The sequence below is a fragment of the Nonomuraea sp. NPDC003707 genome (assembly GCF_053587055.1).
In genome coordinates this window covers 25499-45874 of sequence record NZ_JBSFNK010000010.1, presented here as the reverse complement: position 1 = coordinate 45874, position 20376 = coordinate 25499, and the positions used below count along the sequence as shown (strand labels likewise).

The 20376-nt window shown below is 72.5% G+C and carries 15 protein-coding genes; 9 read left to right on the top strand and 6 right to left on the bottom strand.

Features of this window, described 5'->3' with window-relative positions; all coding sequences use genetic code 11:
- Positions 1-6 precede the first annotated feature (6 nt).
- From ACWDRB_RS26245 to ACWDRB_RS26235, 3 genes are read right to left on the bottom strand one after another with little or no spacing between them, the layout of a single operon-like run.
- Positions 7-1377, bottom strand: a complete 1371-nt coding sequence (locus ACWDRB_RS26245; RefSeq protein WP_449897748.1) for an FAD-dependent oxidoreductase — start codon at positions 1375-1377, stop codon at positions 7-9.
- The gene (locus ACWDRB_RS26240; protein ID WP_449897746.1) at positions 1374-2804 is read right to left on the bottom strand and encodes an FGGY family carbohydrate kinase; all 1431 of its coding nucleotides are present in this window, start codon (positions 2802-2804) and stop codon (positions 1374-1376) included. Before ACWDRB_RS26240 ends, ACWDRB_RS26245 begins: the two co-directional genes overlap by 4 nt.
- A gap of 2 nt (positions 2805-2806) precedes the next feature.
- A complete protein-coding gene (locus tag ACWDRB_RS26235) occupies positions 2807-4303 on the bottom strand; it encodes an amino acid permease (RefSeq protein ID WP_449897743.1) in 1497 nt (498 codons plus the stop codon).
- A gap of 74 nt (positions 4304-4377) precedes the next feature.
- Between ACWDRB_RS26235 and ACWDRB_RS26230 the strand changes: the two genes are divergently transcribed.
- Positions 4378-5097 (top strand): GntR family transcriptional regulator, encoded by a 720-nt coding sequence (locus ACWDRB_RS26230; protein ID WP_355209846.1) that lies wholly within the window; start codon positions 4378-4380, stop codon positions 5095-5097.
- 7 nt (positions 5098-5104) lie between these two features.
- Here the strand turns inward: ACWDRB_RS26230 and ACWDRB_RS26225 are convergent, their stop codons facing one another.
- From ACWDRB_RS26225 to ACWDRB_RS26215, 3 genes are read right to left on the bottom strand one after another with little or no spacing between them, the layout of a single operon-like run.
- On the bottom strand, positions 5105-5926 hold the full coding sequence (locus ACWDRB_RS26225; RefSeq protein WP_449897739.1) for an SDR family NAD(P)-dependent oxidoreductase: 822 nt from the start codon (positions 5924-5926) through the stop codon (positions 5105-5107).
- 12 nt (positions 5927-5938) lie between these two features.
- A complete protein-coding gene (locus tag ACWDRB_RS26220) occupies positions 5939-8578 on the bottom strand; it encodes a family 78 glycoside hydrolase catalytic domain (RefSeq protein ID WP_449897737.1) in 2640 nt (879 codons plus the stop codon).
- Between the two features lie 2 nt (positions 8579-8580).
- A complete protein-coding gene (locus ACWDRB_RS26215; protein ID WP_449897734.1) occupies positions 8581-9864 on the bottom strand; it encodes an MFS transporter in 1284 nt (427 codons plus the stop codon).
- A 164-nt stretch (positions 9865-10028) separates the two neighbouring features.
- On the opposite strand from ACWDRB_RS26215, the gene ACWDRB_RS26210 reads away from it, so the two are divergent.
- The 8 genes from ACWDRB_RS26210 to ACWDRB_RS26175 all read left to right on the top strand — a co-directional run bounded on the left by ACWDRB_RS26210 (position 10029) and on the right by ACWDRB_RS26175 (position 20313).
- Entirely contained in the window at positions 10029-11006 is a 978-nt protein-coding gene (locus ACWDRB_RS26210; protein WP_449897732.1) for a LacI family DNA-binding transcriptional regulator, read from the top strand.
- Between the two features lie 133 nt (positions 11007-11139).
- Positions 11140-12600 (top strand): serine/threonine-protein kinase, encoded by a 1461-nt coding sequence (locus tag ACWDRB_RS26205; RefSeq protein WP_449897729.1) that lies wholly within the window; start codon positions 11140-11142, stop codon positions 12598-12600.
- Between the two features lie 163 nt (positions 12601-12763).
- Entirely contained in the window at positions 12764-13309 is a 546-nt protein-coding gene (locus tag ACWDRB_RS26200; RefSeq protein WP_397375072.1) for a PadR family transcriptional regulator, read from the top strand.
- Between the two features lie 30 nt (positions 13310-13339).
- Entirely contained in the window at positions 13340-14662 is a 1323-nt protein-coding gene (locus tag ACWDRB_RS26195; protein WP_449897726.1) for an FAD-dependent oxidoreductase, read from the top strand.
- A 101-nt stretch (positions 14663-14763) separates the two neighbouring features.
- A complete protein-coding gene (locus ACWDRB_RS26190; RefSeq protein WP_449897723.1) occupies positions 14764-16806 on the top strand; it encodes a GxGYxYP domain-containing protein in 2043 nt (680 codons plus the stop codon).
- A gap of 141 nt (positions 16807-16947) precedes the next feature.
- On the top strand, positions 16948-18030 hold the full coding sequence (locus tag ACWDRB_RS26185; RefSeq protein ID WP_449897721.1) for a cellulose-binding domain-containing protein: 1083 nt from the start codon (positions 16948-16950) through the stop codon (positions 18028-18030).
- Between the two features lie 297 nt (positions 18031-18327).
- Positions 18328-19167 (top strand): universal stress protein, encoded by an 840-nt coding sequence (locus ACWDRB_RS26180; protein WP_449897718.1) that lies wholly within the window; start codon positions 18328-18330, stop codon positions 19165-19167.
- A 48-nt stretch (positions 19168-19215) separates the two neighbouring features.
- A complete protein-coding gene (locus ACWDRB_RS26175; RefSeq protein WP_449897715.1) occupies positions 19216-20313 on the top strand; it encodes a carboxylate-amine ligase in 1098 nt (365 codons plus the stop codon).
- Positions 20314-20376: the final 63 nt, after the last annotated feature.

Genomic DNA, 20376 nt, shown 5'->3' with positions numbered 1-20376 from the left:
GCTCGGTCACAGTGCTCCCCCTTCGAAGATCTCGCGTACCCGGGCTCCGCAGTAGAAGCCCTGGCAGCGTCCGTTCATGGCTCTGGTGCGGCGGCGCAGGCCTTCCACCCCGGCGGGCGGGATCACCGACGCCAGGGCGTCGCGGATCTCGCCCTTCGTCACCCGCTCGCAGAAGCACACGACCCGGCCGTACTCGGGGTCGGCGGCGATCGCGGCGGCGTCCTGATAGGGGCGTGGGAAGGCCTCGCCCAGGTTGGGCATGTGAGGCGGCGCGGGCAGCGCGGTGCGCTCGGCCAGGTCGAGATGGCTTTTGAGCAGGTCCGCGACGTGCTCGGCGATCGCCATGCCGGCGGTCAGGCCGGTGGAGCGGATGCCGCCGACCAGGAGATAGCGCTGCCCGGCGTCGAGGTCGATCAGGTAGTCGTCGCGTCCGATCGAGGCGCGCAGGCCCGCGTAGGTCGCGGTGACCTCCTCCGCCATCAGCCGGGGCATGAGCTCGGCGCCCTTCTCGCGCAGGAACTCCAGCCCCGCCTCGGAGGTGCCGGTGGCGGCCCGGTCCGTCAGGTCCTCGGCGGTCGGGCCGACCATGACGTTGCCGTAGATGGTGGGGCTGACGAGCACGCCCTTGCCCGCCGACGACGGCACCGGCAGCACGATGCAGGGCGCCAGCGGCCGCGCGAGCTTGTCGAAGACCAGCAGCTCGCCGCGGCGCGGTGTGACGGTGAAGCGGTCGTGGCCGAAGAGGGCGTCGAGCGCGTCGGCGCCCAGCCCGGCGGCGTTGACCACCCAGCGGGCGGAGAGCTCGCCCCCCGTGGTGACCAGCCGGGTGGTGACCAGCCCGGGGTGGACCACGGTGACGCGGTGGCCGCGCAGCAGCGTCACGCCGCGGTTGACGGCGTCGGTGGCCAGGGCGAGGTTCGTGGTCCAGGTGCAGATGATGGACTCGCCGGGCACCGTCAGCCCGCCGAGCGCGCCCGCGCCGAGGGCGGGGACCCTGCGGTAGACCTCGGCGGCGTCGACGATCTCGCAGGCGGTGTAGCCGTTGCGCTCGGCCTTGGCCCGCAGCTCCGGCAGCGCGTCGAGCTGCTCCGGCGTCCAGGCCACGAGCAGCGCCCCGGTGCGCTCGACCGGGATGCCGGTGGCCTCGGCGTACCGGCCGAGCAGGTCGTAGCCGCGGGCGACCAGGCGGGACTCCAGGGTGCCGGGCTTGGCGTCGAAGCCGGTGTGCAGGATGGCGGTGTTGGCCTTGCTGGTGCCGTCGCCCACGTCGTCGCGCGCCTCCACCAGCGCCACCGACAGCGCGGTGCCGCCCAGCAGGCGCGCGATGGCCGCGCCGACGATGCCGCCGCCGATCACAGCCACGTCGTAGGTGTTCACGAATTCTCCTTCGACGACAGAGTGGCCCGGGCGGCGGCCTGCCACCGCTCCAGGTACGCGGCCGCTCGGTCCGCGGGCCAGGCGGGCTCGTAGACGGCCGACGGCCGCCAGCCGCCGACCGCCGCGGCGGCGTCCAGGGCCGGGTCGAGGGCCATCAGCGCGCACGCGGCGGCGCCGAGCGGGGTCGCGTGCGGCGACGGGTAGACCTCCACGGGGAGCTGGGCGAGGTCGGCCTGCGTCTGCATGAGGACGCGCGAGCGGGTCAGGCCGCCGTCCACGCGCAGCCGGGACAGCGGCGCGCCGAGATCCGCCCCCACCAGCGCGGTCAGCTCGGCGACCTGCGCGGCGATCCCTTCCAGCAGCGCCCGTACGAGGTGCCCGCGGCCGGTGCTGAGCGTCATGCCGGTGAACGAGGCGGTGGCGCCGGCGTCCCACCACGGCGCGGCCAGCCCGGCGAGCGCGGGCACGCACAGCACCCCGTCGCCGGAGGGCGCCGCGACGGCGTCGAGCTGGTCCGCGCCGGAGACGAGGCCGAGGTCGGCGAGCCAGCGCACGGCCGAGGCCGCCGTGTAGACCTGGCCGTCCACGCAGTAGCGCGTCTCGCCGCGCAGCCGCCAGGCGATCGACGTGGCCAGACCCGACGCCGAGCGCGCCGGGGACGTCCCGAGCTGGGCGAGCAGGAAGGCGCCCGTGCCGTACGTGCACTTGGCGGTGCCCGCCTCCAGGCACGCCTCGGCCAGCAGCGCGGCCTGCTGATCGACGATCAGCCCGGTCACCGGGACCTCCGGGCCGAAAGCGGTGGTCGTGCCGACGACGGCGTCGCCGGCGACGATCTCGGGGAGCCGTTCGGAGCCGAGCCCGAACAGCTCCAGCAGCTCGCCGTTCCACCGCGCGTCCTCCAGCCCGAGCAGGAGGGAGCGGCTGGCGGTGGAGGCGTCGGTGACGAAAGCGCCGCACAGCCGGTGCACCAGCCAGGTGTCGGTGGTCGTCACGACACCCTCGGTGGTCAGCGCCTCGCGGATCCAGCGCATCTTCGGCGCCGAGAAGTACGGGTCGAGCACGAGGCCGGTCAGCGCGGCCACCCGGCCGGCATGCCCGGCCCGCGCGGCGCACAGCGGCTCGGCACGGCGGTCCTGCCAGACGATGGCGGGCGTGAGCGGTTCGCCGGTGACGGGATCCCAGGCCAGCACGGTCTCGCCCTGGTTGGCCAGGGCGACCGCGTCCAGCGGCACGCCCGCCGCGGCGGCCGCGCGCCGCCCGGCGGTCAGAACGGAGTCGAGCAGGGCACACGGGTCCTGCTCGACGCCGCCGCCCTCCAGGTAACGCGGGCGCAGGGCCTCCTCGGCGATCGCCAGGACGGCGCCACCGGCGTCCACGACGATGGCCTTGGTCCCTGAAGTGCCCTGGTCGATCGCGAGGACGTGCATCGTCAGATCTGCTCCTTCTGCGCGAAAGCGCCGTCGATCGAGTGCATGTCGGGCATGTCCAGCGCCCGGCGGCCACGGGTCGCCAGCAGCGTCACGAGGTAGGCGGCGCCGATCACGACCATCACCAGAACGTAGAGCCAAGCGTCGCGGAAGGAGGCATCGCGGAAGAGCGACAGCTCGAACACCAGCCACACGACCGACACCGCCAGGACGGGCTTCTCCCAGGCGCCGAGGTCGAACTTGCCGTTGGCCGGCAGGTGCCGCCGCTTGGCGAGGTAGAGCGCGACGGTCGCGGCGTAGATGACGGCGGGCAGCAGCGTGGCCGCGCCGAACAGGGTGAACAGCGCGTCCTCCGAGAAGGCCGAGAACAGGCCCAGGATCACCTCGGCGAGCGCCACGTAGAACACCGTCGCCCGCAGCGGGGTGCCGAAGCGCGGCGAGACCCGCTGCCAGTGCCGCCAGCCCGGGAACCGCTCGTCGCGGGACATCGCCCAGGTCAGGCGGGTGCCGGTCATCATGATGACCAGGCCGCAGGCGAAGATCGCCAGCACGACCAGCAGCAGCAGGAGCGTGGCGACGACCGGCCCGAGGGTCTGCTTGATGACGTCGGCGATCGGGGTGCCGGACGCGGCGAGCGCCACCGGGTCACCGGCCGCGAGCGTGACCGCGACCAGGAACAGGAAGCCCAGGACGCCGGAGGCCAGGACCGCCTGCCACATGGCCCGCGGGACCACCCGCTCGGGGTCGGTGGTCTCCTCGGCGAGGTTGGCCGCCGACTCGAACCCGACGATGGTGAACGCGCCGAGCAGGAAGCCCAGCACCCACGGCCCGGCCGAGGTCAGGTCGCCGAAGCTCCAGTATCCCTCGGCGGGCACGGCGCCCCTGCTCCACAGGTTGCCGAAGTCCATGTCGTTGCGGACCGCGGCCACGACGAGCAGCAGCACGGTCAGCAGCACCATGCCGGCGAGCTCGGCCGACACGGCGGTGTTGTTGACCTTCTCGGACCACCGGGTGGAGCCGCCGACGAGCGCGGCCTGACCGAGCAGGATCACCGCGGTGACCGCCCAGGTGATGCCGCCGCTCGCCGTGTAGTCCAGCAGCACGGGCAGGACCGTCGAGGCCACCGTGTAGTCCACGGCCACGACGACGACGGCCAGGAACATGAACGAGATCCAGCCGATGATCCACCCGAGCACCGGGTTGGCCAGGCGGGAGGTCCACTGGTAGGCGTACCCGGTCACCGGGATCCGGGAGGCCAGCGAGCCGATGACGAACGCCACCGCGAGCTGGCCGACCACCGCGATCGGCCAGGTCCAGATGCCGAGCGGCCCGGAGGAGCCCAGCACCGACCCGTAGGTGGTGAAGATGCCGGTCGCGATCGAGACGAACGCGAAGGCCACGGCGAACGAGGCGAACCTGCCGGTCCGCCGCTCGAAGGACTGTTCGTAGCCGAACCGGGCCAGCTCGTCGCTGTCGGTACGCGCTGTGTGGTTTCTCATCGCAACCTCCCTCTTGGTATATACCATGTGGTGTAGACCGCAAGGTATCGTCCAAGTGGGCTAAGGTGTCAAGCATGGGTTCACCCCGTTACGTGACGATCGCCGCGGAGCTGCGCGACCGGATCACCGGCGAGAAGCTCGGCCCGCACACCCTCATGCCGTCGGAACGGGAGCTCAGCGAGACCTTCGGCGTCAGCCGGATGACCGCCCGGCAGGCCCTGGCGCTGCTGGAGAAGGAGGGATACGTCTACCGGCGGCCGCCGCGGGGCACGTTCGTGGCCGAGCCGCGGGTGCCGTTCCACATCGGCAGCTTCTCCGACGAGATCATCCTGGCCGGGCGGCGGCCGTCGGCGCAGCTCATCTGGGCCGAGGAGCGCCCCCCGACCCCTTCGGCCCGGGAGGCGCTCGACCTGGCCGGTGACGAGACCGTGCACGCCCTGCACCGGCTGCGCTTCGCCGACGACGAGCCGATCGCGCTGGAGACCACCTACTTCCCCAGCGCGATCACGCCCGGCCTGCTGGAGCGGCCCCTCACCGGCTCGCTCTGGCACATCCTGCGCGCCCACTATCGCGTCGTGCCGGCCGACGCCTCCGCCGTCATCGAGTCCATCGTCATCGACGACGCCTCCTGCGCCCGGCTGCGGGTCCGCAGCGCCTCCAGCGGGATCCTCCTGACCCGCCGCACCTACACGGCCGAGGGGCGCTGCATCGAGTTCGCGCGCGACGTGTACCGGGCCGATCGCGCGTCGTTCAAGGTGGAGGCGCGGATCCCGGTACCCGTCGAAGGCGGCTGAACGCGCGTCAGGCGGTGTCGCCGCCGTCGGCCAGCAGCGTGCTGCCCGTCATGAAGGCCGACAGGTCCGACGCGCAGAACAGGACGACGCGCGCGATGTCGTCGGGGACGCCGATCCGGCCGATCGGGCCGTTCAGCATGAGGTCGGTCGGCGGGAGGTCGCCGGCCGGCACGGTGGCGGGCATGGTGGCCGCCGCCATCATGTTGCCCTCCGTGGGGACGTAGCTCGGCGCCACCCCGAGCACGCGGATGCCCAGCGGCGCGAGTTCGAGGGCCAGCTCGCGCGTGAGACCGCGAGCGGCGTGCTTGGAACCGACGTAGGCGGCCAGGCCGGGCGCGCTCGCGCGGAAACCCGCGGTCGAGATGATGTTCACGATGGCACCGCCGGTACCGGCCGCCGCCATCCGCCGCGCCGCCTCACGCGCGCCGACGAAGACGCCGCGGGCGTTGACCGCGAACACCTGGTCCCAGGTCTCCTCGCTCATCTCCAGCAGCGGGACACTCGGGAAGATCCCGGCATTGTTCACCCAGATCTCCAGGCCGCCGAGCTCGGCGACCGCGATATCGGCCACCGCGGCCACGGACGCCGCGTCGGTGACGTCCATGGCGGCGCCCACCGCGCGTACCCCGTGGCGCTCGGCGAGCTGCTTGGCGGCGGTCACGGCGAGCTCTTCGTCGATGTCGCCGATCAACAGGTCGGCGCCGGCCTCGGCCAGGCGCAGCGCGATCGCCCTGCCCAGCCCGCGACCGCCGCCGGTCACGACCGCGCGCCGCCCTCGCAGGGAGACGAGCTCGGCCAGGGACTTGCCCGACACATCGGCAATGGACATGAATGAACTCCTTCAGTTGATGGGACGTCGTTGGGAGAAACTCCCCGGGCCGGTGTGGAACGTGCTGCCGTCCGGGAAGCGGATCCGCGCCTCGGAGCCCCCGGGCACGTCGACTGCGATGGTCAGGTGGCCGTCCTCGACGCGCCAGCCGACGGCGATCCGCCCCCGCGGGCCGTCGAAGGTGCCCGTGGCCCAGGTGATCGCCTCGTCGAGCACCGGCGCGACCTCGAAGGACTCCCAGCCGGCCGAGCCCGGCGCCTGCCGAAGTCCGAGGGTGTGGGTGTGCAGGAAGCCGATGACCGCGCCCTTGCTGTAGTGGTTGAGCGACGCCGTGGCCGTGCCGTCCCCGGACACCCCGTCCCAGTCCTCCCAGATGGTCGTCGCGCCCCGGTCGAGCATGCCCAGCCACGAGGGGGACGAGCGCTGGTACAGCACCCGGTAGGCGACGCCGGGGTGGCCGGAGTCGGCCAGGACGGGCAGCAGGTCCGCCGTCGAGAGGAAGCCCGTGCCGAGGTGGCCGCCGGCCGCGTCGATCAGGCCGACGAGGTGTCGGGCCGCCCGCTCGCGCAGCTCCTCGGGCACGAGCTCGAAGGCCAGGGCACGTACGTAGCTCGCCTGCGTGCCGGCCTTCGTCCGGCCCTCGGTGTCCAGGAACTCCGTCTGCCAGGCCCGGCGTACCCGCTCCGCCGTCTCGCGGTAGCGGGCCGCGTCGCCGGCGTGCCCCAGCACCTGCGCCACGTCGGCGAGGGTACGGACGGAGCGGAACAGGTACGCGGTGCCCACCTCGCCCTTGTCCGCCAGGTACCACGCCATGGGATCGCTCATCACGGGATCGACGAGGGACCCGTCTGCCGCGCGTTTCTTCGGCTCCAGCCATTCCCCCCAGTGGAAGGAGCCGTCCCAGACGAACTCCTCGTGCGCGAGCGGCTCGGCCGAGCGTTCGACGCGGGAGGGATGCCGGGCGTCGCGCGCGGTCGCCAGCGCCCATTCGACCCACCGGCGCATCGCCGGCCAGTTCTCGGCGAGGGCGGCCGTGTCCCCGTAGGTCGTGTAGAGCACCCACGGGACCAGGACGATCGCGTCGCCCCATCCCGCCGAGCCGGTGATCCCGTTCGCCATGGGCTCGTCGTGGACCTTCAGCCGGTTGGCGTCGGGTGAGGAGTTCACCACGCGGCCGTCGTCGAGCTGGTCGTCGCGGACGGAGCGCAGCCACTTGCGGCTGAAGCCATCGACGTCGTACAGGCGCGCGGCGGTCGGCGCGAAGATCTGGTAGTCGCCCGTCCAGCCCAGGCGCTCGCGCGTGGGGCAGTCCGTCGGGAGGTCCACGGCGTTGCCGCGGAAGCTCCAGCGCGCCACCTCGTGCAGCCGGTTGAGATCGTCGTCGCTGCAGGCGAACGTCGCCGTCGGGCGCAGATCGGTGTGCACGACCCGCATGACGATGCTCGCCGGGTCCACGGCGCGGGAGACGCGCGCGTACCGGAAGCCGTGCACGGTGTGCCGGGGCTCGAACACCTCGCCGGGCCGTCCTGCGGAGACGACCTCGTCGCGCTGCACGAACGGGATCGCGGCTTCGCCCGGCCGCCGGCTGTCCAGATGCGTCGTCGTCAGGTCCCCGGTCGCGTCCAGGTGCTCGCCGTAGTCGATCACGGTACGGGTGCCGGCCGGGCCCAGGTCGGCGAGGGCGATCCAGCCGGAGGCGTTCTGGCCGAAGTCCACGATCCACGTGCCGTCGCCGTGCCGGGTCACCGAACGCGGGGCGATCCGCTCCACCCGGCGCACCGGCGGGGCCGGTGACCAGCTGATCGGCGGCGCGGTGACCGCGTCCACCAGGACGGGCCGGGCGGCGCCGGGCGGAGACGTGAAGTCGGTCGTCTGGCCGTTCATCAGGTCGGCCGCGAGGACGGCGCCGCGGCGCGAGGTCCAGTCCGCGCCCGTGACGGCGACCGCCTCGGTGCCGTCGGCGTAGCGGACGTGGAGCTGGAGCCGCGCCGCGGTGGTCGTGCCCCACGAGTCGCGCTTGCGCCAGGTGCCGGCGCTGCCCCGGTACCAGCCGTCCGACAGCAGGATCTCCAGGTCGTTGCCGCCGCCGCGCAGCAGCGCCGTGACGTCCGCGGCCTGGGCGTACAGCGTGTCCCCGTACGAGGTGGAGCCAGGCGACAGCTCCGCCGTCCCCACCCGCGTGCCGTTGACGAACGCCTCGTAGACGCCGAGCGCGGTGGCGTAGAGCCGGGCCTGGGCGATGTCGCCGCGCAGGTCCACGCTGCCGGCCAGGACGTAGGCCGGACGGGAGCCGTCGCCGTCCTCCTGCGGGGAGATCCAGCGCGCCGACCAGTCCCGGTCCAGCAGGCCCGACTCGAACGCGTGCCAGGATGACCAGCCCGAGGACCGCCCGCCGCGACGCGTTCGGACCCGCCAGGCCACGGACTGCCGGCTGCGCAGCGGCGGCAGCGGCCACTCGACGAAGAGGTGCCGGGCGGAGACGACGTTCTCCACGCTCCGCTCGACGCCGTCGACGCGGAGCTGGAGGTCGTAGCCGTCCTGCCCGCTCCAGGTCAGCGGCGGCTTCCAGGACAGCGCCGGCCGCTCCTCGGCGACCGGAAACCGATCACCGCCACTGGCGATCCGCAGGTCGTACGGCGTGTGCTCGCTCATCCTCATCGCACCGACCGCACCCGCGTGAACACCAGCGACCCGCCGACGAGCGCCAGCACCGCGCCGGTGAGGTAGAGCAGCGTGTAGTTCTTGTCGCCGCCGCTCGCGCCGATGCCGATGACGAACGGGGCGATGAGCGGCGCGATCGCGCTCGGGAGCTTGTGGGCGAACGACACCACGGCCATGTACCGCCCGGCCTCCTCCCGGCTCGGCAGCACCGCGAGCACGATCGCCTGGTCGACCGCGCTGAAGAACGCGATCGCGAGCTGCATCAGCACGGACCCGATCATCAGCACCGGGAAGGAGTACGCGAAGGCCTCCACCAGCGCGCCCGCCACGAAGAACAGCGCGCCGACGAGGGCGAACAGTTTGCGCCGCCGCAGCTTGTCCGACAGGAAGCCGCCGCCGATCGCGCCGAGGGCCGCCGCGGCGACGCCGAGGACCCCGATGACGGCCGCCGCCCCGGCGACCTCCCGCACCGGCAGGTCCAGGCGCTGGGCGTAGAAGAACGTGGTGAACGTCGTGTTGCAGTACAGCCCCATGAAGAACATCAGGCGCCCCAGCCAGTTCCAGCCGAAGTCCGGGTACTTGCGGGGGTTGAACACGTAGCTGGACGCCAGCGTCCGCACCGACACCGGGGTCGTGTGTACGGCGCCGCGCGTGTCGTCCTCCTTGCCCACGACGAGGAAGACCCCGAGCAGCACCGCGCCGACGACGCCGGGCAGGACGAAGACGAGGAACGTGTTGCCCGTCACGGCGGTGGTGATCCCGATGCCGACGATGGGGGCGATCTGGCCGGTCAGCCCGGTGAGGCCGCCGATCTTGCCGCGCTGGGCCTCGGGGATGCGGTCGGCCTGCACGTTGAGGATCGCCTGCGAGGCGGTCGCCCAGCCCAGCATCGCGAGGATCCAGCCGGCTCCCACGAGCAGCAGGCTCGGCGCGACCGCGATGCCGACCAGCGCCGCCAGGCCCAGGACCAGGCCGGCGAGCAGGAAGGGGCGGCGGCGGCCGAGGCGGCTGCGGGTCCGGTCGCTCCAGACACCGAGCAGGGGACTGAGCACGAGATAGATGGTCTGGGCGGTGCCCGTGACGTACCCGAGCACCTCCTCGTGTCCGGGGGCGAGCTCGTCGATCCGCACCGCCAGCGAGAACGACAGCGGGACCACGAAGGCCATGGAGATGCCGAAGTTGGCGGCCATCATCCAGAAGATGTAGCTCGCCCTCGCCCTCGGCAGATCGTCGGGGGTCCGGGTTTCGAGCGGTCCGAGGGAGGGGGGAGTGGCCATGGACACCGTTCCCAAGCAGTAAGGGCCAAAAAGTGCAGCTCATTACTTAAGCGCATCAGTAACCTACCGTTGACCGCCGCACGGCTCGCAAGACGTCTCCCCGTAACAAGTACGCAACGGAGGCGCCCGTCACACAGGTGGCCGGAATCTCCTACGATGCCGACATGAGACGCCAAGCGAAGCGGGTCACCAGCGCCGATGTCGCCCGAGCAGCCGGCGTCTCCGCCGCGACCGTGAGCTACGTGCTCAACGACACCCCGGGGCAGTCGATCCCGGAGGAGACCAGGCGCCGCGTCCTGGACGCGGTCAAGCAGCTCGACTACCGCCCGCGCGGCTCGGCCCGCTCCCTGGCCGCGGGACGCAGCGACGTCGTGCTGCTGTCCATCCCGCACCTGTCGATCGGCCCCGGCATCAACCGCTTCGTCGAGCAGTTCGCCGCCTCCCTGGCCGATTCCGGCCTGACCCTGGTCACCCACCTGGCCGGAGCGCCGGGGCGGCCGCTGCCCGACGTCTGCGCGGCGATCGACGCCTCGGTGGTCGCCAGCCTCGACCCGCTCGACGACGAGACCGCGCAGGCCCTGCGCCGGGCGGGCGCGGACCTCGTCTTCACCACCGAGGTCGAGGCCCACCCCACCATGCGGCTCATGGGCCGCCTCCAGGCCGGGCACCTCATCGACCTGGGCCATCGCCGCCTCGGCTACGCCATGCCCGAGCACCCGCTGCTCCGCAGGATCGCCGACGACCGGCTGGCCGGGGTCGCAGAGGCCTGCGCGCACGCCGGCATCGACCCGCCGACGGCGCTCGACACCAAGCTCGACGGCGCCGCCATGGCCCGCGCCGCCAGGCGCTGGCGGCGAGAGTCCGTGACCGCCGTGTGCGCCTACAACGACGAGGTCGCGATCGCCCTCCTCATGGGCATGCGCCGCGCCGGGCTCACCGCCCCCGGCGATCTGGCGGTCATCGGCACCGACGACATTCCTCTCGCCCAGGCGGCCGACCCGCCGCTCAGCACGATCGCCTTCGACCTGGAGAAGGTGGGCCGCTCCCTGGCCGACGCGGTCGTGGCCAACCTGTCGGGCCGCAAGCCGCGCCTGACGCCGGCCTCGTTGTCCCCGCACGTCATTCACCGCGCCTCCACCTGAAACCTCCGGGAGCACCGCGCTCGGGCCGATCTTCGCTTACTGTGCATCTCGGGGGAAACGCTGCGGGAGAATGGCCGGGCCAGCGCGCACGGAAGCGCGGCGTACCGGGGGAAAACGGAGGATGACGTCGGGAATGAGCACGCAGACGCACGAGCATCTCGGCCCATACCGGGTGATCGGGAAGATCGGCGAGGGCGGCATGGGGGTGGCCCACCTCGGTCTGGACGGCGCGGGCCGCGAGGTCGCGATCAAGGTGCTGCACCCGCACGTGGCCGCCGACCTCAAGTCGCGCGACCGGCTGCTCCGCGAGGTGGAGACGATGCGGCGGGTGCGCAGCCGCTACGTGGCCGAGGTGATCGACGCCGAGCTGGCGGGCAACCGGCCCTACGTGGTGACCCGCTTCGCCGCGGGCCGCACGCTGGAGGACACCGTGCTCACCGACGGCCCGCTGGAGGCGCGCGAGGTCGTCAAGCTCGCCCATGGGCTGTGCCAGGCGCTGGTGGACATCCACGCGGCCGACGTGATCCATCGTGACCTCAAGCCGTCCAACGTCATGCTGGTCGACGGCGAGCCGCTGGTCATCGACTTCGGCATCGCGCATCTGGTGGACGCGGCCCGGCTGACGCAGACCGGGATGTTCGTCGGCACGCCGGGCTACCTGGCGCCGGAGATCATCCGTGACTCGCAGATCACCCAGGCGGCCGACGTGCACGCGCTGGCCTCGACGGTGTTCTTCGCGGCCACGGGGCTGCCGCCGTTCGGGACGGGGACGTTCGAGGCGATCTGCTTCAACACCATGGAAGGGCGGGCGCAGATCGACAAGGCGCCGGCGTGGCTGCGGGGCTGGCTGAGCCGGGCGATGCAGGTCGATCCGGCGGCGCGGCCCGGCGCGGGGGAGCTGCTGCGGCTGGCCAGGGCGCTCGATCCGGCGGCCCGCCCGGACCGGACCAAGCGGATCGCGAGCGGCACGCTCACCATGGACATCGTCGCCGACCTGCTCCCGCCGGTCGAATACGCCCCGAGCCGCCAGGAGGAGCGGCCGCCGCCCTACGTGCCCGCCCCGGCTCCGACCGTCCACGACGACCGGCCGCGGGAGCCCCGCCCGGCCCCGCCTCCCGCGGAGCCCTTCGAGCTCAAGCGGTTCCTGGCCGGCAGCGGGTTCGTCGGGGTGCTGGTGCTCGTGACGCTGGTGGCGGCGACCGTCGTCATGCCTGTCGCCGTGGGTCTGGTGGCGGCGGCCCTCTCGCTGGCGTTGCGCGCCGGCGATCACTTCTTCGCCGAGACCCGGCCGCCGTTCGGCAGGGCCGCGCTCGTCGCGGTGGGCCACCTGTTCCTGTCGCTGGCGTTCGGCACCGTCGTCGCGACCCTCCTGCACCTGTCCGGCCGGTTGGGCACCAGCCACGCGGAGTCCCTGGCCGCCGGCGCGTTCACGCTGGGACTGTTCGTGCTGCCCGGCGCGGGCGTGGTGCGGCAGGTCGCCGCGCGCACCCTCGCCCGCCTGCTGCCCGGCCGCAACGCGACCGTGGTGACGGTGGCCGTGATGGGACCGGTCGCGCTGACCTCGGTGATCGTGGCCCTGGTCCAGGGGCTGTAAGGACAGACCGCCCGGTCAGTGGCGGTCGCAGAGGGGCGCGGGCGATCAGGTCGCCCGCCGCCTTCGGGCTCGCGCCCGCCGTCACCCTCGCCTGCGAGTCGGGCCTCCTCGACCGTCGCTGACCGACTTGCGTCGCAATGGGTGCTCGTGTTTGAGTACTCATATGCGAGCAACACGCCTTTTCATTCTCGGCGCCCTGGCCGACGGCGGCCCCATGCACGGGCACAAGATCCGGGCCGCCGCTCAGCTGGACCGGGTGGAGCTGTGGGCGGACGTCAAGCCCGGCTCGTTGTACGGCGCGCTGCGCCGGATGGCGGACGAAGGCGTCGTCGAGGTGGTCCGCACCGAGCAGGAAGGCAACCTGCCCGCCCGCACGGTCTACGGCATCACCGGCAAGGGCCGGACCGAGCTGGTCTCGCTGATCAGGTCCGTCCTCGAGGACACGAAGTTCCGGCCGGACGCGATCCAGCTGGTGCTCCTGCACAGCGGCGAGATCGGCCCCGACGAGCTGCGCACGGCCGTCCAGCGACGCCGTGACGCCTTCGCCGCGCAGCTCGACTTCTGGCGCAACCTGCGCGCCGAGGCCGACCCGCACCTGACCAGGCTGGAGGCCGTCGCCTTCGACTACACCCTGATGCAGCTCGAGATGGAGCTGACCTGGCACGACCGCCTGCTCGCGGAGCTCGCGAACCCCGCCGGGCAGCCCTGACGCGCCCGCTACCAGAAAGGTGAGAAACTCATGCCTCCTCGGCGTTTGCACGTCGCCGTCATCGGCGGCGGGATCGGCGGGCTCTGCCTGGCGCAGGGCCTGAAGCGAGCCGGCGTGGACGTCACCGTGTACGAACGGGACCGCACGGCCGACTCGCGCCTCCAGGGCTTCCGCCTGAACATCGATCCGGCCGGGAGCGTCGCCCTGCACGCCTGCCTGCCGCCCGCCCTGTGGGAGGTGCTGGTGGCCACCGCGGGCGACCCGGGGCCAGGGATCGGCTTCCTCGACGAACGGATGCGCACGCTCGTCCGCATCGGCCAGGACGGCCGGGACCGCGACCCGCTGGACCCCGCGACTGGCCGGCACGCGGTCAGCCGCATCACCCTGCGCAAGCTGCTGCTGGCCGGACTGGACGACGTCGTCCGCTTCGGCAAGGAGTTCACCGGCTTCGCCCGGGCGGACGGCGGGACGGTCACGGCGAAGTTCGCCGACGGCACCACCGCGACCGCCGACGTGCTCGTCGCGGCCGACGGCGTCAACTCCCGGGTGTGGGCGCAGCTCCATCCGGCGGCCGGCCGCACCACGCTGCCGGCGACGGCCGTCGCCGGCAAGCTCTTCCTCACGGAGGACAACCGGCGATGGCTGCCGGAGCGGCTGCTCGCCGGCATGAACGTCTTCTGGCCACGCCGGGACTTCCTGTTCACCGCGATCTTCCGCAGGCGCGAGGACCCTGCGGCGATCACCGCCAGGCTCGGCGACCGGGTACGCGCGCTCGGGCTGGAGCCGGAGCGGCTGCTGGCGGACGCGCACGACGACGACTACGTGCTGTGGGCGTTCATCGCGCACCGGGACTCCCTCCCGGCGGACTTCACGCCGCAGGCCCAGGCCGACCCGGCCGCGGTGCGGGAGATGCTGGCCCGGCGGACCGCCGGCTGGCATCCCGACCTGCGCCGGCTGCTCGCCGACTCGACCCCGGACACCCTCTACCAGACCGAGTTCAGCGCCGCCGAGCCGCTCCGACCGTGGGAGACGGGCAACGTCACCGGGCTCGGGGACGCCGTCCACCACATGCCCCCGGTCGGCGGGCTCGGCGGCAACGCGGCGCTGCGCGACGCGCACCGGCTCTGCGCCGCGCTCACCGCGGCCGACCGCGGCGAGCAGCCGTTGCCGCAGGCGTTGCGCGCCTACGAGGCGGACATGCTGCGCCACGGGTTCGACACCGTCCGCGAGGTCGTCCGCAACACCGACGCCGCGCTCGAGCGCAGCCCGCTGAAGCGGTCGGCGACCCGGTGGTTCTTCCGCGCCTGCGGAGCCGTCCCGCCGCTCGGGCGGGCGGTGTTCGGGGAGCGCTGAGGTGGTTTACACCATGGACAACATCACGTCACGTTGTTACGTTCGAGGGCAGTTGACAGCGGTGTCAATCCTTGTCCCCCCACGAGGAGCGGAGATCGTTGATGGTGTCACGACGCAGTTTCCTGCGGGCGAACGGCGTGGTCCTGGCGGCCGGCGGCCTCGGCCTCACCTTCCAGGACCCCGCCGCCGCGCGAACCCTCCCCACCGTCCAGGGCCCCGCCGCGGCGCGAACCCTCCCCGCCTTCCTGCCGAACTTCGGCCGTCCCACCCACCTCGACTTCGCCGACCTCACCACCCTCCACGGAGACGACCAGCTGCTCCTGACCACCCTCCAGGGCGTCGTCAACCGCCGCCGGCCGCGCCTCTACTTCAACTACGACGCCGCCGGACACGACCAGCGCTGGCTGTCCGGCACCGGCGCGGCGGTCACCCGTCACGACCGCCCCCTCGACCTGGTCGCCCGCTACCGCGCCGAGGTGCGCGGCGCGATCCTGCACGACCCGGACGTCCCCGACTCCGTCAACGTCGCCACCACCTTGGCCGGTCTGGAGGACGCCGTCGCCGCGACCGCCGAGCAGGCCGCCGCGCACGGCCTGCGTACCGTCGTGGACCTGCGCGGCCGCTTCGACCCGGCCGACGTCCTGACCACGTACCGCTGGCAGCTCGACCACCTGTTCCCGCGCTGCACCCACACCCTGCTCGCCGGGCTCCCGCCCACCAGGACCGTGCGGGTGGACGGCGTGCGGTGGCGCGAGCTCGCGCGGGAGACCGAGCGCGTCCGCGACTCCTCCAACCGGGCGGTGCGCACGTTCGACCTGAGCCAGGAGCTGCCGACCGCCCAGGACGGCGTCTACCTGCGCTTCCAGGACTCGCTCGGTGACGACGGCTGGGGCGCGTCCGTGGGCTCGGTGAAGGTGACCGCGGACGGGACGCAGATCGCGGCGTTCACGCCCGGCACGGAGGCCGAGGCCCCCTACCTCTTCGACGGCCTCAACTCCGCCATCGGCGGCGACGACAACCGCTTCGCCGACGGCGGCAACTACTTCATCTACCGCTTCACCGCCCCGCCCGGCGCCCGGCAACTGCTGGTCGAGGTGGACCTGTGGAACCAGTACCTGGTCACTGCCGCGACGACCGCGCCCACCCGGGTCGAGCCGTTCCCCTACTTCCGCGACTACGCGGTGGCCACCCGGGCCATGGTCTTCTGGCTGCCGCCCAGCGGCGCCACCGGTGAGCTGCTCGACGAGATCTTCGGCCGGGTGGAGCCCGCCACGCCGTACGCGGGCTGGTTCTCCAACGACGTGGCGGGCGAGTGGGGCGGCGTCGACCGGGCCTCGCAGCACGGCGTCGAGGTGGTCCCCGCCGACTACTACATGAACGCCACCGTCCACGCCGGGGTCTCCGCCAGGATCTCCGACCGGGTACGTCCGCGACCGCCGGCCAGGTTACGCGCTCGCGTCTATCTCACGCTCACGGTCGGCGAGGGCGACAACATCCAGTACTGCCAGCGCCGGATGCGCGAGATCTGGGACGACCCCAAGCGCGGCGGCGTGCCGGTCAACTGGACGGTCAGCCCGCTGCTGGCCGACATCGGGCCCGCGCTGCTGGCGTACTACCAGCGCACGGCCACCGCCAACGACCTGCTCGTGGCCGGCCCGTCCGGCGCCGGCTACACCTACCCGGGGTCCTGGCCGGCGGCGGCGCTGGCCGCGTACACGCGGCTCACCGGCCGATTCCTGCGCCGTACCGGCATGGATCTCGTCTACGCCTACAACCACCGCAAGCCCGAGGGCGACGGCTGGGCGGCCTTCGACGAGCGCATCGTCGCCGCCTACCGGCGCGACACCCCGGTGCGCGGCATCATCCAGTCGTGGGAGACCGGCGACCTGCTGATCCACCCGGCGGGCCTGCCCGTGATCGGGAACTTCTCGCCGCAGGGCAAGGCGCAGGAGTACCGGGACACGCTGGTGCGGCGGATCGAGGGATGGGACGGGGGAGCGCCGCTGTTCATCGCCGGCGCGGTCAACGCCTGGAACTGGACGCCGGCCGACATCGCCGAGCTCGCGGGGCTCCTGGGGGATCCGTTCGAGATCGTCCGCGGCGACACGTTCTTCGCGCTGCTGCGCGAACATCTGTCGGCCTGAAACTTTCAGAGTCCCAAAAGCATTTCCCCACGTCCGTAGCAGCCTTCCGCCGACGTTCATTGACAGCCTCGGTATGGATCATCACCGTACTCGTTGTTAAGGTTCACATTTTTCGGGCTCCCCCTCACACGGAGAAAGCGGATGCACTTACGAGGATTACGCAGGGGCCTCATCGCCGGGGTCCTGGCCGTCTGCATGGCCGGCGCCGCGGTGGCGAGCACGATCACGGCGCACGCGGCCGCGGCCGGCTGCCAGGTCACCTACACCCTGGGCTCGCAGTGGGCCGGCGGCTTCAGCGCCAACGTCGCGATCAAGAACCTCGGTGATCCACTCACGAGCTGGACCCTGCGCTGGAGCTTCGCCGCCTCGCAGACGGTCAGCCAGGCCTGGAACGCCGTCGTGACGCAGAACGGCAGCGCGGTGACCGCCGCCAACGCCGGCTGGAACGGCTCCCTGCCGACGAACGGCAGCGCCTCGTTCGGGTTCAACGGCACGTGGAACAACTCCACCAATCCGGTGCCGGCCAGTTTCACCCTCAACGGCGTCACCTGCACGGGCACCGTGACCCCCACCCCCACCCCCACCCCCACCGTGACTCCCACGGTGACCCCGACCGTGACCCCGACGTCGGGCCCGCCGCCGTCGCGGACCGTGCGGGTCTACTGGCTCAAGCCTTCGGACGTGGCCTACGACCAGCGCTACCCGGACGGCATCGCGAAGGTCATGCAGGAGGCGCAGCGCTTCTTCAAGCAGCAGCTGGGCAAGACGTTCACGCTGAACAACCCGGTCGTCGAGGTCGTCAACGGCGACCAGCCGCGGACCTGGTACGAGAACACGCCGAACTGCGGCGAGAAGTACTGGTGGACGGTGTGCAACATGCAGGCCGAGCTGCGCCGTAAGCTCGGTCTCGGCGCGCCGGACAACCGCTGGGTCAACGTCGGCGAGATCAGCGCCGAAGGCGACGGCGCCGGTGGCGGCGGCGGCAACGGTTGGGTGATCCTCAGCGGACACGACGCCGACGGCGCCGCGGGGATCAACGGCGCGATGAACCGGTGGTACGGCGGAATGGTGCACGAGCTGGGGCACGCGTTCGGCCTGCCCGACGCCACCTCCACCGACGGGACGTGCATGTCGGCGACCTTCTACTCCTACCCGAACTGCATCTTCAACCAGACACAGAAGAACGCCATGCTGAACGGCCCCTACGGCAGCTTCCTCACCTGACCGGCGATGGGCGGCGTGATCAGCGATCACGCCGCCCATCGGCGCGCTCCGATCGCCGGCCTGGTCGTACGAGGCCGACGATCGCGGCCGTGGTCGTCGCGCTGCCCGTCCTCGCCGCCGCTCTCGGCGGGCTCTTCGCGCGCGAGCCGGCCGGCAGCGCGCCAGGCCCCTAAAAGGCCCCTTGACGAGCCCTTTCACGGCCGTCGGACACCGGGTCGTTGGCCCTGCCCATGAGGGACTTATGGCCCTGGGGCGGCGAGGTGGCGTGCGGTGCGATGGGGGGAGAGGGGGGACAACATGATCATTGCAGGTGTCGACGGATCGCGGGCGTCGTGCGCGGCGGTGGCCTGGGCGGTGGATGACGCGAAGCGCAGGCACGAGCCGCTGCGCGTCGTGCACGCCGTGAACCGCGATTCGTACCGGTTTTCGAGGTTCCACGCCGCTCCCGAGCCGGACGTGCTCGACCGCATGGCGCAGACGATGGTGACCGAGGCGGCCGAGCTGGCGGGGGAGCGCCAGCTGGACGTCGAGGTGTCGACCGAGGTCGTCGAGGGGCCCGCGGCGGTGGCCCTGCGGGAGCAGGCCAAGGACGCGACCGAGATCGTCATCGGCAGCCGGGGGCTGGGCGGGTTCGAGGGGGCCCTGCTCGGCTCCGTGAGCTTGCACGTGGCCGGTCAGGCGCACTGCCCGGTGGTCGTGGTGCGGCCCGAGCAGGAGTCCGTACGCGGTGAGGTGGTGGTCGGCGTCGACGATTCGCCGGAGTGCGAGCCCGCGCTCGAGTTCGCCTTCCGCCAGGCCGAGCTGCGCGGCAGCCCGCTGCGCGCGCTCCACGCCTGGCAGCCGCCGGTGCAGTTGTACGCGCCACAGGTCAACTACGACCCCGACGACGTCACCGCGGCCGCCAACCAGGTCGTCGCCGCCCGGATCGCCCGATTCCGGGAGGCGTACCCGGGGGTGGAGGTGGTCGAGGACGTGCGGCGCGCCCACCCGGTCGACGCTCTGGTGACCGCTTCGGCCAAGGCCGCGCTGGTGGTGATCGGCTCGCACGGGCGCGGAGTCATCCGCTCGGCGCTGCTGGGCTCGGTCAGCCACGCGATGCTGCACCACGCCCGCTGCGCCGTCGCCGTGGTGCGGTAGGGAAGGGATCGATCGCCCCGTACGCAGGTTGCTTCCGGGGAGGCTGCGATGAGAGCGGATGGCACCGCCACCCCTGTGGTCCGGATGCTGACGGTGGGCGTGGAGGAGGAGTTCCTGCTGCTGGATCATGCCGAAGGCGGCCCGGCCCTGGCCGCGCCGGCGGTCCTGGCGCTGCTCGGCGGCGATCCGCACGTCAAAGCCGAGGCCATGCGCTACCAGCTCGAAACGGTCACCGGCGTGTGCACGGACCTGGCGCAGGTGGCCGAGGAACTGTCCCGCCACCGGACGCTCGCCGCACGCGCGGCGCGGGAACTGGGCTGCCATCTCGTCGCGTGCGGGATTCCCCCGCGAAACATGCCCGGTCTGTCCGCTCTCACGGCCGACGACCGTTATCGGGCGCTGGCGGCCCGCCATGGAGCCCTGGTCGCGGGCTCGGGCACCTGCGGCTGCCACGTACACGTCGGCATCTCCTCCCGCGAGCTGGGAGTGCAGATCCTGACCCGGCTCCGGCCCTATCTGGCCACGCTGCTGGCGCTCAGCGCCAATTCTCCGATCGCCGGCGGCGGGGACACGGGCTGGGCCAGCCGCCGCTACCGGCAGTGGAGCCGCTGGCCGACGGCGGCGCCTCCCCTGGCGTGGCGGTCGGCGGCCGACTACGACGCCACCGTGTGCCACCTGATCCGCCGCGGCCGGGCCCTGGACGAACGGAGCGTGTACTTCCACGCCCGGCTGTCACCGCGCTACCCGACCGTGGAGCTGCGGGTCATGGACACCTGCCTCTCGGTCGAGGACACCGTGCTGCTGGCCGCCATGGCGCGGGCGCTCGTCGCCCTGGCCATCGCCGACATGACAAGAAATGTGCCGATCAAGGCGCTGAGTGACCGGCAGATCGTCGCCGAGCTGGCCGCCGCCGCCCGCCTCGGCCTGGACGCGCTGGCCCTCGATCCGTACACGTCGCGGGCTCTGACCCACCGCGACCTGCTGGAGCTCCTCCTGCCGCGCCTGCCCGAGCCCGAACCGATCGCCCTGCTGCTCCACCGGCTGGCCAGCCGGGGGACGGGTGCGGCCCGGCAGCGGACGATGTGGTCCCAGGCCGGCACTCCCCGTCGATTCGCCCAGCTGCTCGCCGACGCGACACTCGCCTGAATGACGCGAGATGGGGACCAATGTCACCCCCATTCGGGACTTCGTCCCCGGGCGCGGCGGGCT

Coding starts and splice junctions, on each gene's coding strand:
- ACWDRB_RS26240 (WP_449897746.1), bottom strand. CDS start 2,804: ATGCACGTCCTCGCGATCGACCAGGGCACTTCAGGGACCAAGGCCATC.
- ACWDRB_RS26235 (WP_449897743.1), bottom strand. CDS start 4,303: ATGAGAAACCACACAGCGCGTACCGACAGCGACGAGCTGGCCCGGTTC.
- ACWDRB_RS26230 (WP_355209846.1), top strand. CDS start 4,378: ATGGGTTCACCCCGTTACGTGACGATCGCCGCGGAGCTGCGCGACCGG.
- ACWDRB_RS26225 (WP_449897739.1), bottom strand. CDS start 5,926: ATGTCCATTGCCGATGTGTCGGGCAAGTCCCTGGCCGAGCTCGTCTCC.
- ACWDRB_RS26220 (WP_449897737.1), bottom strand. CDS start 8,578: ATGAGCGAGCACACGCCGTACGACCTGCGGATCGCCAGTGGCGGTGAT.
- ACWDRB_RS26215 (WP_449897734.1), bottom strand. CDS start 9,864: ATGGCCACTCCCCCCTCCCTCGGACCGCTCGAAACCCGGACCCCCGAC.
- ACWDRB_RS26210 (WP_449897732.1), top strand. CDS start 10,029: ATGAGACGCCAAGCGAAGCGGGTCACCAGCGCCGATGTCGCCCGAGCA.
- ACWDRB_RS26205 (WP_449897729.1), top strand. CDS start 11,140: ATGAGCACGCAGACGCACGAGCATCTCGGCCCATACCGGGTGATCGGG.
- ACWDRB_RS26200 (WP_397375072.1), top strand. CDS start 12,764: ATGCGAGCAACACGCCTTTTCATTCTCGGCGCCCTGGCCGACGGCGGC.
- ACWDRB_RS26195 (WP_449897726.1), top strand. CDS start 13,340: ATGCCTCCTCGGCGTTTGCACGTCGCCGTCATCGGCGGCGGGATCGGC.
- ACWDRB_RS26190 (WP_449897723.1), top strand. CDS start 14,764: ATGGTGTCACGACGCAGTTTCCTGCGGGCGAACGGCGTGGTCCTGGCG.
- ACWDRB_RS26185 (WP_449897721.1), top strand. CDS start 16,948: ATGCACTTACGAGGATTACGCAGGGGCCTCATCGCCGGGGTCCTGGCC.
- ACWDRB_RS26180 (WP_449897718.1), top strand. CDS start 18,328: ATGATCATTGCAGGTGTCGACGGATCGCGGGCGTCGTGCGCGGCGGTG.
- ACWDRB_RS26175 (WP_449897715.1), top strand. CDS start 19,216: ATGAGAGCGGATGGCACCGCCACCCCTGTGGTCCGGATGCTGACGGTG.